The organism is Pantoea sp. S61 (assembly GCF_016625145.1).
Taxonomy (GTDB): domain Bacteria; phylum Pseudomonadota; class Gammaproteobacteria; order Enterobacterales; family Enterobacteriaceae; genus Pantoea; species Pantoea rwandensis_B.
This window is the reverse complement of record NZ_JACVUO010000005.1, coordinates 284,689-299,137: the sequence shown is the minus strand read 5'-3', so window position 1 is coordinate 299,137 and position 14,449 is coordinate 284,689. Positions and strand designations below refer to the sequence as shown.

General features: G+C 54.1%; 12 protein-coding genes. All 12 read left to right on the top strand.

Features of this window, described 5'->3' with window-relative positions; translation table 11 throughout:
- Position 1 precedes the first annotated feature (1 nt).
- Positions 2-478 carry a tRNA (adenosine(37)-N6)-threonylcarbamoyltransferase complex ATPase subunit type 1 TsaE gene (tsaE, locus tag IAE30_RS13350; RefSeq protein ID WP_038644396.1) on the top strand — a complete coding sequence of 159 codons (477 nt, stop codon included), beginning with the start codon at positions 2-4 and terminating at the stop codon, positions 476-478.
- An 8-nt stretch (positions 479-486) separates the two neighbouring features.
- Complete coding sequence (gene amiB, locus IAE30_RS13345) at positions 487-2,124, top strand: N-acetylmuramoyl-L-alanine amidase AmiB (protein WP_369800323.1); 1,638 nt, start codon at positions 487-489, stop codon at positions 2,122-2,124.
- Positions 2,125-2,166: 42 nt separating this feature from the next.
- A complete protein-coding gene (gene mutL / locus IAE30_RS13340; protein WP_200679950.1) occupies positions 2,167-4,038 on the top strand; it encodes a DNA mismatch repair endonuclease MutL in 1,872 nt (623 codons plus the stop codon).
- The gene (gene miaA, locus IAE30_RS13335) at positions 4,031-4,972 is read left to right on the top strand and encodes a tRNA (adenosine(37)-N6)-dimethylallyltransferase MiaA (RefSeq protein WP_038644402.1); all 942 of its coding nucleotides are present in this window, start codon (positions 4,031-4,033) and stop codon (positions 4,970-4,972) included. The genes mutL and miaA overlap by 8 nt, the downstream gene beginning before the upstream one ends.
- Positions 4,973-5,082: 110 nt before the next feature.
- Positions 5,083-5,400 carry an RNA chaperone Hfq gene (gene hfq, locus IAE30_RS13330; protein WP_034829366.1) on the top strand — a complete coding sequence of 106 codons (318 nt, stop codon included), beginning with the start codon at positions 5,083-5,085 and terminating at the stop codon, positions 5,398-5,400.
- 80 nt (positions 5,401-5,480) lie between these two features.
- On the top strand, positions 5,481-6,761 hold the full coding sequence (gene hflX / locus IAE30_RS13325) for a ribosome rescue GTPase HflX (protein ID WP_038644406.1): 1,281 nt from the start codon (positions 5,481-5,483) through the stop codon (positions 6,759-6,761).
- Between the two features lie 228 nt (positions 6,762-6,989).
- Positions 6,990-8,228, top strand: a complete 1,239-nt coding sequence (gene hflK, locus IAE30_RS13320; RefSeq protein WP_034829354.1) for an FtsH protease activity modulator HflK — start codon at positions 6,990-6,992, stop codon at positions 8,226-8,228.
- 3 nt (positions 8,229-8,231) lie between these two features.
- On the top strand, positions 8,232-9,236 hold the full coding sequence (gene hflC, locus IAE30_RS13315) for a protease modulator HflC (protein WP_034829352.1): 1,005 nt from the start codon (positions 8,232-8,234) through the stop codon (positions 9,234-9,236).
- Between the two features lie 58 nt (positions 9,237-9,294).
- A complete protein-coding gene (locus IAE30_RS13310; protein ID WP_038644411.1) occupies positions 9,295-9,495 on the top strand; it encodes a DUF2065 family protein in 201 nt (66 codons plus the stop codon).
- A 176-nt stretch (positions 9,496-9,671) separates the two neighbouring features.
- Entirely contained in the window at positions 9,672-10,970 is a 1,299-nt protein-coding gene (locus IAE30_RS13305; protein WP_200679947.1) for an adenylosuccinate synthase, read from the top strand.
- 192 nt (positions 10,971-11,162) lie between these two features.
- On the top strand, positions 11,163-11,606 hold the full coding sequence (gene nsrR / locus IAE30_RS13300) for a nitric oxide-sensing transcriptional repressor NsrR (RefSeq protein WP_034829346.1): 444 nt from the start codon (positions 11,163-11,165) through the stop codon (positions 11,604-11,606).
- 16 nt (positions 11,607-11,622) lie between these two features.
- The gene (rnr, locus tag IAE30_RS13295) at positions 11,623-14,073 is read left to right on the top strand and encodes a ribonuclease R (RefSeq protein ID WP_200679945.1); all 2,451 of its coding nucleotides are present in this window, start codon (positions 11,623-11,625) and stop codon (positions 14,071-14,073) included.
- The last annotated feature ends 376 nt before the right edge of the window (positions 14,074-14,449 follow it).

The window sequence follows — 14,449 nt, the reverse complement described above, 5'->3', positions numbered from 1 at the left end:
CATGAAGACCTGTGTTATCCCTTTGCCCGATGAGGCGGCAACCCTAAATCTGGGTGCGCAATTGGCCCGCGTTTGCAGCAGCGCGTTGGTGATCTATCTTTATGGCGATCTCGGCGCCGGTAAAACCACGTTTAGCCGCGGCTTTTTGCAGGCGCTTGGCCATCAGGGTAATGTCAAAAGCCCAACTTATACGCTGGTGGAGCCGTACGAACTCGGCTCACGCACCCTGTATCACTTCGATCTTTATCGCCTGGCCGATCCTGAAGAGCTGGAGTTTATGGGTATCCGCGATTACTTCAGCGGGGATGCATTGTGTCTGGTCGAATGGCCGCAGCAGGGCGCCGGCGTATTGCCCGAACCCGATCTGGCATTGACGCTGCGCTACGTGGACGCGGCGCGAGAAGCGGAGATCCGCGCGGTATCTGCGGTGGGTGAAACGTTGCTGGCTCAGTTCCAGCAAGGCAGGGAATCGGCATGACCGCATGGATGAAAGGGATTGTGCTGGCTGCGCTCTGTATCGTTTCTGCTTCTGCGTTATCTGCCACCTTGTCAGATATCAAAGTCGATAACGGCGACAGCCAGGCAACCGTCACGCTGAGTTTTAATGGTCAACCCGTGTATGGTTTCTTCCCGCTGCATAATCCCAATCGTGTGGTGCTGGATATTCGGCAAAGCGGCGCGATTAAGGGCTTACCGCTGAACTTTAGCGGCGAAAATATCGTTCAACGTATTCGTAATAGCCAGCCGAAAGACAAACAGAGTATTCGTTTGGTGTTCGAACTGACCCAGGCGGCACACACGCGTGCCAGCACCCAACGTGACGGCAATCAGTATCGCGTGGTGTTTACCATTCGCGGTACGCAACCGGCAAAACGCAGCACTGCTGCCGCACCGGTGACCACCGCCCGCCAAAGCGAAAGTGCCGCGAATCCGTTTAATGCCAATCCTGTGACCACCGTCACCAGCAGCAACACCACGGTACGTCCGGGTGGCGCCGTTTCACGCAATGACACGGTGATTGTGGCGATTGACGCCGGCCACGGTGGTCAGGACCCTGGCGCATCGGGTCAGCATGGCCTGCACGAGAAGAACGTCACCATTGCCATTGCGCGCAAACTGAAAGCGCTGATGGATCAGGACCCGATGTTTAAACCTGTGCTGACGCGAAACGGCGATTACTTTATCTCGGTGATGGGTCGTTCCGAGGTGGCGCGAAAAGAGAATGCCAACTTACTGGTATCGATTCACGCCGATGCCGCGCCCAACCATTCGGCGACCGGCGCATCCGTTTGGGTGTTGTCAAACCGTCGCGCCAATAACGAAATGGCGAACTGGCTGGAACAGAAAGAGAAGCAGTCCGAATTGCTGGGCGGTGCCGGTGATTTACTGGCAAACAGCCAGGCTGATCCTTACTTAAGCCAGGCGGTACTGGATCTGCAATTCGGCCATTCACAGCGCGTTGGCTATGATGTTGCGGTGAAAGTGCTGCAGCAACTGCGCGGAGTGACGCCGTTGCACAAACGTTTACCGGAACATGCCAGCTTAGGCGTGTTGCGTTCCCCGGATATCCCTTCTTTACTGGTTGAGACTGGCTTTATCAGTAACGCGGCGGAGGAGCGGCTGCTTGGCAGCAGCGCGTATCAGGAAAAAATTGCTCAGTCGATCTATAAAGGACTGCGCAACTATTTCCTCGCGCATCCGCTGCAATCCATCCCAAAGGAGGAAAACCGGCCGCTGGACAGCGCACCAGCGGTTAGCGTGGCCAGCAACCCGGCAACCGGAACCGTGCAATACACTGGCGCGACGCAGCGCCATACGGTGACGCGGGGTGAGACGTTGTCAGGTATTGCCGCCAAATACGGTGTCAGCATGGCAACCCTGCGTGACCTCAATAGCCTGAAGCGCGATGTGGTGTGGGTCGGGCAACGTTTGAAAGTCCCGGCAAAATCGGGCGTTAGCGTGACCGCTGCGAGTCGTCCTACCCGACACAAAGTGGTACGCGGTGACTCACTCACTGGGATTGCCGCTCATTATGGTGTCAGCCCCAAAGCCATCATGCAGGCGAATAATATGAAGTCGAGCAACGTGATGCTGGGGCAAAACTTAAAGATTCCACAATCCTGATTGCTGGCGCTGCGGCGCCAGTCTGCTTAAAGGATCACCACCATGCCAATACAGATTTTACCCCCGCAGCTGGCGAACCAGATTGCCGCCGGCGAAGTGGTTGAGCGCCCGGCATCGGTCGTAAAAGAGCTGGTGGAAAACAGTCTTGATGCCGGAGCAACGCGCATCGACGTTGATATCGAAAAAGGCGGCGCGAAATTGATTCGCATCCGCGACAACGGTTGTGGCATCGCCAAAGCCGAACTGGCCATGGCATTGGCTCGCCATGCCACCAGTAAAATTGCTTCGCTGGATGATCTTGAGGCGATTATGAGCCTCGGTTTTCGCGGCGAAGCCCTCGCCAGTATCAGTTCGGTTTCACGCCTCACGCTAACTTCTCGCACCGCGGATCAACACGAAGCCTGGCAAGCCTATGCGGAAGGACGTGATATGGATGTCACGGTGAAACCCGCAGCACATCCTGTCGGGACGTCGCTGGAAGTGCTCGATCTATTTTACAACACCCCGGCGCGGCGCAAGTTCATGCGCACTGAGAAGACCGAATTTACCCATATTGATGAAGTGATTCGCCGTATCGCGTTGGCGCGCTTTGACGTGGCAATTTCGCTGACCCACAACGGTAAGATGATTCGCCAGTATCGCGCGGTGGATCAGGAAGCGCAGCGTGAACGCCGTCTTGGCGCCATCTGTGGCACCCCCTTTATGCAGCATGCTCTGCGCATTGACTGGCAACATGACGATCTGGCGTTACGTGGATGGGTGGCCGATCCCGCCGGGTCACGTCAGGTCACAGACCTGCAATATTGCTACGTCAATGGACGCATGATGCGTGACAAGCTGATCAACCATGCGATTCGGCAGGCGTATCAGACGCAGTTGGGGGAAGATCAACAGCCCGCTTATGTGCTCTATCTGGAGATCGATCCCCATCAGGTGGATGTCAACGTTCATCCCGCCAAGCACGAAGTGCGTTTTCATCAGTCACGACTGGTGCATGATTTCATCTGGCAAGGCGTGATGAGCGCTTTGCAGGCGAGCCGTGTCGCAGAGTTGCCAATCGCGCATGCGGAAGAGCCCGCGCCGAAGTGGCAACCAGAGAACCGACAGGCTGCGGGGACGAATCATTTTGCGCAACCGGCGAGCACACCACGCAGTAGCACCAGCTCCATCAGCAGCGGTGCGGCTGCGGCGGGAACACACGCGGGTTGGCAGAATAAAGAGCCGGTCTATCGCGCACGTGAAGGTGCTGCTTATCAGCAGCTCATGAAAACGCCTGCGGCCGACACGCCTCGCGCCGCCGCGCCGCAACCGGCACCTGTGCGTCAACCTGAAGCACGGGAAGCGCCGTTGGCCGCACATGCACAAAGTTTTGGTCGCGTGCTGAGTGTGATGCATGAGCAATATGCGCTGTTAGAACGTGGCCCACAATTACAGTTGTTGTCACTCAGTGTGGCCTCACGCTGGCTGAAACAGGCCCAGTTACAACCGGGAGAAGAGGGCTTAAAACCCCAACCTTTACTTATTCCGGTGCGGCTGAAAATTGCCAAAGAAGAGTTGAATGTGATCGATACTCAGGGCGGACTGTTACGGCTGATGGGCATTGATTTACAACGAGAAGGTCAGCACGTCACCTTGCGCGCTGTCCCTTTACCGTTACGCACACAAAATTTACAAATCTTGATTCCAGAACTGTTAGGCTATCTCGCCCGGCAGCAAGAGGTTTCTGCATCGGCGCTGGCCCAATGGCTGGCACGTCGTGATGATGCAGAAAACGCTCACTGGAATCACTCGCAGGCGATTGCACTGTTGGCAGAGCTCGAACGACTTTGCCCGCACTTGCTTAAATCGCCGCCTTCAGGTCTGTTACAGACCATTGAGATTGAGAGCGCGATGAACGCGTTGAAGCATGAGTGAACTAAACCAGGCTAGCCGGCCTAAGGCAATTTTTTTGATGGGGCCTACCGCCTCCGGTAAGACGGCATTAGCGATTTCGCTGCGTCAGCAACTTCCGGTGGAACTTATCAGCGTTGACTCTGCCTTAATCTATCGCGGGATGGATATTGGCACGGCGAAACCGTCGGCAGAGGAGTTAGCACAGGCGCCCCATCGTTTGCTGGACATTCGCGATCCAGCGGAAGCGTATTCCGCTGCTGAGTTTCGTCGCGATGCGCTGGCAGAAATGGCGGAGATTACTCAAAAGGGTAAGATTCCGTTGCTTGTTGGTGGAACCATGCTCTACTTCAAGGCGTTACTTGAAGGATTGTCGCCGCTGCCCTCGGCCGATCCCGAGGTGCGTCAGCGGATAGAGCAAATGGCGGCGGAGAAAGGGTGGGATGCCCTGCACCGCCAGCTGTGTGAAATCGATCCGGTCGCCGGTAGTCGTATTCATCCGAATGATCCGCAGAGACTTTCGCGAGCACTGGAAGTTTTTTTTATTTCGGGTAAAACTTTAACGGAACTGACAAAAACATCCGGCGAAGCGTTACCCTACGACGTGTACCAGTTTGCTATCGCTCCGGCGAATCGTGAACTGATACATCAACGCATTGCGTTGCGTTACGACCAGATGCTAGCGTCAGGATTTGAAGCGGAGGCTCGTGAACTGTTTGCACGAGGTGATTTGCATACGGATATGCCTTCCATTCGTTGTGTAGGTTATCGCCAGATGTGGTCTTATCTCTCTGGTGAAATCGATTACGACGAAATGGTTTATCGGGGAATTTGCGCCACCCGGCAGCTCGCTAAACGCCAGATGACCTGGTTACGTGGCTGGTCCAACGTCCACTGGTTAGACAGTGACGAGCCAGAATTAGCCCGTAATGCGGTGCTTCAGGTAGTTAGTGCGTAGCAGGGATGATTGTGTACAATTGGTCCGTTATCGTGCGCAAATTTTTACGCAGTTTTTCTGAACCACGGTTCTTAAAGTAACAAACAACAAGCATATAAGGAAAAGATAGAATGGCTAAGGGGCAATCATTACAAGACCCGTTTTTGAACGCATTGCGTCGTGAACGTGTACCGGTTTCGATCTATTTGGTGAATGGTATTAAGCTGCAAGGACAAATTGAATCCTTTGATCAGTTCGTCATTCTGTTGAAAAACACGGTTAGCCAGATGGTGTACAAGCACGCCATCTCTACAGTGGTTCCTTCTCGTCCGGTTTCGCACCATAGCAACAACCCGGGCGGTAGCGGTGGCAGCAGCAATTACCACCATAGCGGAAGCAACCAGGGCGCTCAGTCGCAGCCACAACAAGACGGCGATAACGCAGAATAATTTTGCGCTGCCGTAAAGCCAGGGCTGGGGAGCGAAAGCGTTTTCCCGTCCTGGTTATTTTATTTTAGCGAGGTTATAGCTTGTTTGACCGTTATGATGCCGGTGAGCAGGCCGTACTGGTACACATCTGGTTCTCCCAAGACAAAGAGCTGGAAGATTTGCAGGAGTTCGAAACTCTTGTCTCTTCTGCGGGCGTCGAAGCGCTGCAAGTCATTACGGGCAGCCGTAAAGCGCCACATCCCAAATATTTTGTCGGTGAAGGAAAGGCAGTTGAAATTGCCGATGCGGTGAAAGCGAGTGGAGCATCGGTCGTATTATTCGATCATGCCTTATCGCCTGCCCAGGAACGTAATCTCGAGCGAGTGTGTGAATGTCGCGTTGTCGACCGCACTGGCTTAATTCTCGATATTTTTGCTCAGCGCGCCCGTACCCATGAGGGTAAATTACAGGTCGAGCTGGCACAGTTGCGCCACATGGCAACCCGTTTGGTGCGTGGATGGACGCACCTTGAGCGCCAAAAAGGCGGTATTGGTTTGCGTGGTCCCGGTGAAACGCAGCTGGAAACGGACCGCCGCTTACTGCGTAATCGCATTAGTCTCATCCTTTCTCGCCTTGAGCGTGTAGAGAAGCAGCGCGAACAGGGCCGACAAGCACGCGCCAAAGCCGATGTGCCGACCGTTTCGCTGGTGGGATACACCAACGCCGGCAAATCTACCCTGTTCAATGCGGTGACGTCAGCCAATGTGTATGCGGCAGATCAGCTGTTTGCGACCCTCGATCCGACACTGCGTCGCCTGAATGTGGCAGACGTGGGTGAGGTGGTTTTAGCGGATACCGTTGGGTTTATTCGCCACTTACCGCATGATTTAGTGGCGGCCTTTAAAGCCACACTGCAGGAAACACGTCAGGCGACGCTCTTGCTGCACGTGATTGACGCTGCCGATTTGCGCGTCAACGACAACATCGACGCTGTTAATGAAGTATTGGCAGAAATCGAATCGGATGAAATTCCCGCGCTGTTGATTATGAATAAAATCGACATGCTGGACGGTTTTGTGCCGCGTATTGATCGTGATGAAGAGAATAAGCCGACACGCGTCTGGCTTTCTGCTCAGAGCGGTGAAGGTCTACCCTTACTTTGGCAGGCGCTGTCTGAACGCTTAGCCGGTGAAATTGCGCAGTATGATTTACGTCTGCCGCCAGAAGCGGGCCGTTTGCGCAGCCGCTTCTACCAACTGCAGGCGATTGAGAAAGAATGGAATGAAGATGATGGTTCTGTCGGTATGCATGTGCGAATGCCGATCGTTGACTGGCGTCGTTTGTGCAAACAGGAGCCGTCATTAGCCAGTTATATTGTTTGATATTGCCCTAACGCCTTTACCCAACTTATTGAAAAATGCAGTGATGATTGCTGTGAACCGCAAATTAGCAGGTTATACCCGACTATTTCGGATTTCAGCATGGCGGCAACTGAGTGAATCTTCGGGCACTTACGTCAGTCAGTGACCGGAGTGCGCGAAGACAGCCAACGCAGCTGCAATTCGCAAGAGAAGGGTAAAAAACGTAAATACAATAAATGGAGTAGAGACATGGCGTGGAATCAGCCCGGAAATAACGGACAGGACCGCGACCCGTGGGGAAGCAGCAATAATCAAGGCGGCAACTCTGGGGGAAATAAGGGAGGGCGCGATCAGGGGCCTCCTGATCTGGATGATATCTTCCGTAAGCTGAGTAAAAAACTCGGCGGACTGGGCGGTGGCAAACAGAGTGACAACAACGGCCAGCGCGGCGGCGGTAGCGGTGGCAAACTGGTTGGCATCGTTGCCGTAGCTGCAGTGGTCATCTGGGCTGCCAGCGGTTTCTACACCATTAAAGAAGCAGAACGTGGGGTTGTGACTCGTTTTGGTAAGTTCAGCCATCTGGTTGAGCCGGGCCTGAACTGGAAGCCAACCTTTATCGATCAGGTGCGTGCCGTTAACGTTGAAGCGGTGCGTGAGCTGGCTGCTTCTGGCGTAATGCTAACTTCGGACGAAAACGTGGTGCGCGTGGAAATGAACGTGCAGTACCGCGTAACCAATCCTGAGCAGTATTTGTACGCGGTTACAAGCGCTGACGACAGTTTGCGTCAGGCCACCGACAGTGCACTGCGCGGGGTGATTGGTCGTTCTACCATGGACCGTATCCTCACTGAAGGTCGTACCGTGGTGCGTAGCGAGACGCAACGTGAGTTGGATGAAACCATCCGCCCTTACAACATGGGGATTACGCTGCTTGACGTTAACTTCCAGGCGGCACGTCCACCGGAAGAAGTGAAGGCCTCGTTTGACGATGCCATCGCCGCGCGTGAAAACCGTGAGCAGTACGTGCGTGAAGCAGAAGCTTATTCGAATGAAGTGCAGCCGCGTGCGAACGGTCAGGCGCAGCGTATTCTGGAAGAGGCCCGCGCATACAAAGAGCGCACGGTGTTAGAAGCGCAGGGTGAAGTGGCACGCTTTGCTTTACTGCTGCCGGAATACAAAGCCGCACCGCAAATCACCAAAGAGCGTCTGTATATCGAAAGCATGGAACGTGTGCTGAGCCATACGCGCAAAGTTCTGGTTAACGACCGTGGTAACAGCCTGATGGTGCTGCCGCTGGATCAACTGATGCGTGGTGGTCAGATTTCTGGCAGCCAGGCAGGCCAGAAAAACACTAATTTGATGAAGCTGCCTTCGTCTGGCAGCAGTGCCAGCAATGATGACTCTTCGTCTTACAGTCCGAGCAGCATCATGGACCAGCGTCGCGCCAATGCGTTACGCAACGATACCCAGCGCGCAGGGAGGGAGTGATCGATGCGTAAGCCAATTATTGCCGTAATTATTGTCGTCCTGGTGGCGCTGTACGCATCACTGTTCGTGGTGCAGGAAGGTGAGCGCGGTATCGTGCTGCGCTTCGGTAAAGTTCTGCGCGATAGCGAGAACAAGCCGCAGGTTTACGAGCCGGGTCTGCACTTCAAGATCCCGTTTATTGAAACCGTGAAGTCGCTGGATGCGCGTATCCAGACCATGGACAACCAGGCCGATCGCTTTGTTACCAAAGAGAAGAAAGACCTGATCGTTGATTCCTACATCAAGTGGCGTATCAGTGATTTTAGCCGCTACTACCTGGCAACCGGCGGTGGTGATGTTTCTCAGGCGGAAGTGCTGCTGAAACGTAAGTTCAGTGACCGTCTGCGATCTGAGATGGGTCGCCTGGATGTGAAAGACATCGTGACGGATTCACGTGGTCGTTTGACCACCGACGTGCGTGATGCGTTGAACACCGGTACTGCAGGCAGTGATGACGAAGTACAAACGCCAGCTGCTGATGATGCGATTGCCAGCGCGGCAGCCCGCGTTGAGCGTGAAACCAACAGCAGCGAGCCAGCACCGAACCCGAACAGTATGGCTGCATTGGGTATCCAGGTAGTTGACGTGCGCATCAAGCAGATCAACCTGCCGGCGGAAGTGTCTGATGCTATCTACAACCGTATGCGCGCAGAGCGTGAAGCGGTTGCCCGTAGCCAGCGTTCACAAGGTCAGGAAGAGGCAGAAAAACTGCGTGCACAGGCGGATTACCAGGTCACACGTACTTTGGCTGAAGCTCAGCGTCAGGCATTGATTTCACGTGGTGAAGGTGATGCGCAGGCAGCAAAACTGTTTGCAGATGCTTTCGGTCAGGATCCTGATTTCTATGCCTTTATCCGCAGCCTGCGTGCTTACGAGAATAGCTTCTCTGATAACCAGGATGTGATGGTGTTGAGCCCGGATAGCGATTTCTTCCGCTTTATGAAGGCACCGACTAACACCGCGCGTTAAGAACTGATATAACCTTGAGGCCGACAATGTTGTCGGCCTTTTTTTTGGGAAAAATAGAATGAACACAACCATCTGGATGGCGCTGGCATTAGTTCTGGTGTTGGAAGGGCTGGGTCCGATGTTTCTGCCGCGTGTCTGGCGCCGCATGATTCTGTCGATGGCGCAGTTGCCCGATCGCATCCTGCATCGTTTTGGTGGTGGATTAGTGGTCGCGGGCGTGGTGATTTATTACATGCTGAGCGTGCACGCGAGCGCATAGCGTTAAATTTGAGCGGTAACACACGGCTAAATTGTGTCTTGCGGTCGATGTTTCCCCCAACATGTTGTATTGATCAAAACGCGGGCAAAAAACCGCGCAATCGTATGCTAAAAGTGCTGAAAGTGAGCAAAACCGATGGTAGAATCCATTTTTAAGCAATCGGTGATTTTGAAAAAATGGGTAAGAACGTCGTCGTACTGGGCACCCAATGGGGTGACGAAGGTAAAGGTAAGATCGTAGACCTTCTGACTGAACGCGCGAATTTCGTTGTGCGTTACCAGGGTGGCCACAATGCAGGCCATACACTTGTCATCAACGGTGAAAAAACCGTCCTCCACCTAATTCCATCTGGCATCCTGCGTGATAACGTGACCAGCATCATTGGTAATGGTGTAGTATTGTCGCCTGAAGCGCTGATGAAAGAGATGAAAGGTCTGGAAGAGCGCGGTGTGCCGGTACGTGAACGTCTGCTGATCTCTGAAGCATGTCCACTGATTCTGCAATATCATGTCGCGATGGACGTAGCGCGCGAAAAAGCGCGTGGCGCCAAAGCGATCGGTACCACCGGTCGTGGTATCGGCCCAGCTTATGAAGATAAAGTTGCACGTCGCGGTCTGCGCGTGAGTGATCTCTTCAACAAAGAAACCTTCGCCGTTAAGCTGAAAGAAATCGTCGATTTCTATAACTTCCAGCTGGTTAACTACTACAAAACTGATGCGGTTGACTACGAAAAAGTGCTGAGCGATACGTTGGCTGTGGCTGACATTTTGACCAGCATGGTGGTTGACGTTTCTGACCTGTTGGACGGTGCGCGCAAGCGTGGCGATCTGATCATGTTTGAAGGCGCACAGGGTACGCTGTTGGATATTGACCACGGTACTTATCCGTACGTGACCTCGTCTAACACCACCGCAGGTGGCGTGGCGACGGGTTCCGGTATTGGTCCACGTTATGTTGATTACGTGCTGGGTATCGTTAAAGCTTACTCAACGCGTGTTGGTGCGGGTCCATTCCCTACCGAGCTGTTTGATGAAACTGGCGAGTTCCTGTGTGCTCAGGGCCACGAGTTTGGCGCGACTACCGGTCGCCGTCGTCGTACCGGCTGGCTGGATGCGGTTGCCGTGCGTCGCGCAGTACAGATCAACTCCCTGTCAGGTTTCTGCATGACCAAACTGGACGTGCTGGATGGCCTGAAAGAAGTGAAAATCTGTGTGGCTTATCGCATGCCGGATGGCCGCGAGATGACCACCACGCCACTGGCAGCGGAAGGTTGGGAAGGTATTGTGCCAATCTACGAAACCATGCCAGGCTGGAGCGAAACCACCTTTGGTGTGAAAACGCTGGAAGGTCTGCCGCAGGCCGCGCGTGACTACATCAAGCGTGTAGAAGAAGTGACCGGTGTGCCGATTGATATTATTTCAACTGGCCCGGACCGTAGTGAGACCATGATTCTGCGCGACCCGTTCGACGCATAATCTTACATGGCCGGACACTGTCCGGCCTTTGTTTATCCGCTCTTTGACTCCGCTCACTCTCTTTTTTCTTGCAATTATCGATACTTGCTTAAGAAAAAACGCACCGGCTTCCACGCTCTGGTTTATCATCATACTTAAATACCACGCCGACCGGCGCATAACCCTAACGCCCGATGATTCACCGAGGTATATGTGCAGCTAACGAGTTTCACCGATTATGGTCTGCGTGCGCTGATTTACATGGCGACGTTGCCGGAAGGTAAGCAGACCAACATTACCGAAGTCACCGATACCTACGGGGTGTCGCGTAACCATATGGTTAAAATCATCAACCAACTAAGCCGGGCCGGCTTTGTCGCCGCAACACGCGGTAAAAACGGCGGAATTCGTTTAGGCATGGACCCGGAAAAAATCGTGATTGGTCAGGTCGTGAGAAAAATGGAGCCTTTGCAGCTAGTGAACTGTGAGGAGTGCGCCATCACACCGGCCTGTCGTCTGCGTAAGGCGCTGCACGATGCGGTCCAGTTATTCCTCAAAGAGCTGGATAACTATACGTTGGCCGATCTGGTCAAAGATAACGATTCACTGTACCAAATTTTATTGTCCGAACCGCCGGTGGCAATCCAAATTAAATGACATCGGAGGAACCGTAATGTCAAAAGATCCTTACCAGGATAGAGAAGCAGAAAAGTACGACAACCCCATTCCAAGCCGCGAATTTATTCTGGCGCTGTTAGAAAAGCGTGAGAAACCCATCAATCGCGATGAAATTGCCCAGGAATTAAATATCACCAGCGAAGAGCAGCTTGAAGCGCTGCGCCGTCGTTTGCGCGCCATGGAGCGTGACGGTCAGCTGGTGTTTACTCGTCGTCAATGTTACGCCCTGCCAGAACGCCTCGACTTACTGCGCGGCAAAGTGATTGGCCATCGTGATGGCTATGGCTTCCTGCGCGTCGAAGGCCAGAAAGATGATTTCTATCTGTCTGCTGAGCAGATGAAATTTTGCCTGCACGGTGATGTGATTCTCGCACAGCCGGGCAGTGCAGACCGTAAAGGTCGCCGTGAAGCGCGCGTGGTGCGCGTGCTGGAACCACGCAACAGCCAGATTGTTGGCCGTTACTTTACCGATGCCGGCACCGGTTTTGTGGTGCCGGATGACAGCCGCCTGAGCTTCGACATCCTGATCCCGCAGGAAGAAACCCAGGGCGCGCGCATGGGCTCGGTGGTGGTTGTAGAGATCGTTCAGCGCTCAACTCGTCGCACCAAAGCCATCGGTAAGGTCACCGAAATTCTCGGCGATAACATGGGCACCGGTCTGGCGGTCGATATGGCGCTGCGCACCCACGAGATCCCTCATACCTGGCCGGAAGAAGTTGAGAAAGAGATCTCGAAACTGAAAGAGCAGGTGCCAGAGGCGGCAAAAAAAGGCCGCGTCGATCTGCGTGAATTACCGCTCGTTACCATTGATGGTGAAGATGCGCGTGACTTTGACGATGCCGTCTACTGTGAGAAAAAGCGCGGTGGTGGCTGGCGTCTATGGGTGGCGATTGCTGACGTCAGTTATTACGTGCGCCCTGGCACAGCGTTAGATGACGAAGCGCATCAACGCGGCACCTCGGTCTACTTCCCATCGCAAGTGGTGCCGATGCTGCCGGAGATCCTCTCCAACGGACTGTGCTCGCTGAACCCGCAGGTTGATCGCCTGTGCATGGTATGCGAGATGACCATCTCTTCCAGCGGCAAACTCACTGGCTATAAGCACTACGAAGCGGTGATGAACTCCCATGCGCGTCTGACTTACACCAAAGTGTGGAACATTCTGCAGGGTGATACCGAACTGCGTGAGCAGTATGCCGCTCAGGTGAAACACCTTGAAGAGCTGCATCACATGTATCAGGAGTTGGAAACCGCACGTGAGCAGCGTGGTGGCATCTCCTTCGAAACTGAAGAAGCCAAATTTATCTTCAATGCGGAGCGCCGTATTGATCGCGTTGAACGTACCGTGCGTAACGATGCGCACAAGCTGATCGAAGAGTGCATGATTCTCGCCAACATCGCCTCGGCGCGTTATGTTGAGAAGCATCAGGAACCGTCACTGTTCCGCGATCACGATCGTCCAACCGAAGACAGCATCAAAAGCTTCCGCACTGTATTGAACGAGCTGGGGTTGAGCCTGCCAGGTGGCGCGAAACCGCAGCCTGTCGACTATGCCGAATTGCTCAAGCAAGTGGCCGATCGCCCCGATGCAGAAATGCTGCAAACCATGTTGCTGCGCTCAATGAAGCAAGCGGTGTACGATCCTGAAAACCGTGGTCACTTTGGCCTGGCGTTGCAGTCCTATGCGCACTTCACCTCACCGATTCGTCGTTACCCTGATCTGCTGCTGCACCGTGCGATCAAATACCTGCTGGCGAAAGAGCAGGGCACGCTGAAAGGTAACACCACGCCAAACGGCGGTTATCACTACGATATGCAGCAGATGTTGCAGCTCGGTCAGCACTGCTCGATGACTGAACGCCGTGCTGATGAAGCCACGCGTGATGTCGCGGACTGGCTGAAATGTGACTTCATGCAGGATCAGGTTGGCAACGTGTTTAGCGGCGTGATCTCCAGCGTGACCGGTTTTGGCTTCTTCGTGCGTCTCAACGATCTGTTTATCGATGGCCTGGTGCACGTCTCTTCACTGGACAACGATTACTATCGTTTCGATCCGATTGGTCAGCGTCTGATTGGCGAATCTGGTGGCCGTACTTATCGTTTAGGCGATACGGTGGAAGTGCGTGTGGAAGCGGTGCACATGGATGAGCGCAAAATCGACTTTGCGCTGATCTCCAGCAAGCGCGTACCGCGCGGCGAGGGTAAAACCGAGCGCGAACGTGAGAAGCGCGGCGGCAAGCCGCCCGCAAGACGTCGTCGTGATGCGGGCAAAAAGGGCACCTTCGAGCCAGATTCAGCGTTCCGCAGCGAGAAGAAGCAGCCTGCGTCTGCTGAAAAATCGGCAAAAAATGAGAAAAAAGGCAAAAAAATCTCTGAGAAAACCCGTAAAATCGCCGCCGCCACCAAGGCCAAGCGCGGGTCGAAGAAGAAACTTAACGAAGCTTGAGGGTTGGCTCGCGAAGCCTGAAGACCTGATCGCACTGTGAAGCTGGGGCCGCCTTAAACGGCGCCCCTAAGCCAGGCCAGCGTGCTGTGATGGCGCCCGTAGGGCAGATCATGGATAAGTGCGTAGTGATAGCGACCCTAAGTTAGGCCAGCGTGCTGTGATAGCGCCCGTAGGGCAGATCATGGATAAGTGCGTAGTGATAGCGACCCTAAGCCAGGCCAGCGTGCTGTGATGGCGCCCGTAGGGCAGATCATAGATAAGTGCGTAGTGATGGCGGCCCTAAGTTAGTTCAGCGTGTTGTGACGACGAGCGTACGTTAAATCGGCGCGTTTTGTAGGGTGCGCATTAATGTGCATCGAAATTAATACCCTTATAT

Coding starts and splice junctions, on each gene's coding strand:
- hflK (WP_034829354.1), top strand. CDS start 6,990: ATGGCGTGGAATCAGCCCGGAAATAACGGACAGGACCGCGACCCGTGG.
- miaA (WP_038644402.1), top strand. CDS start 4,031: ATGAGTGAACTAAACCAGGCTAGCCGGCCTAAGGCAATTTTTTTGATG.
- rnr (WP_200679945.1), top strand. CDS start 11,623: ATGTCAAAAGATCCTTACCAGGATAGAGAAGCAGAAAAGTACGACAAC.
- tsaE (WP_038644396.1), top strand. CDS start 2: ATGAAGACCTGTGTTATCCCTTTGCCCGATGAGGCGGCAACCCTAAAT.
- mutL (WP_200679950.1), top strand. CDS start 2,167: ATGCCAATACAGATTTTACCCCCGCAGCTGGCGAACCAGATTGCCGCC.
- hflC (WP_034829352.1), top strand. CDS start 8,232: ATGCGTAAGCCAATTATTGCCGTAATTATTGTCGTCCTGGTGGCGCTG.
- amiB (WP_369800323.1), top strand. CDS start 487: ATGAAAGGGATTGTGCTGGCTGCGCTCTGTATCGTTTCTGCTTCTGCG.
- hfq (WP_034829366.1), top strand. CDS start 5,083: ATGGCTAAGGGGCAATCATTACAAGACCCGTTTTTGAACGCATTGCGT.
- IAE30_RS13305 (WP_200679947.1), top strand. CDS start 9,672: ATGGGTAAGAACGTCGTCGTACTGGGCACCCAATGGGGTGACGAAGGT.
- IAE30_RS13310 (WP_038644411.1), top strand. CDS start 9,295: ATGAACACAACCATCTGGATGGCGCTGGCATTAGTTCTGGTGTTGGAA.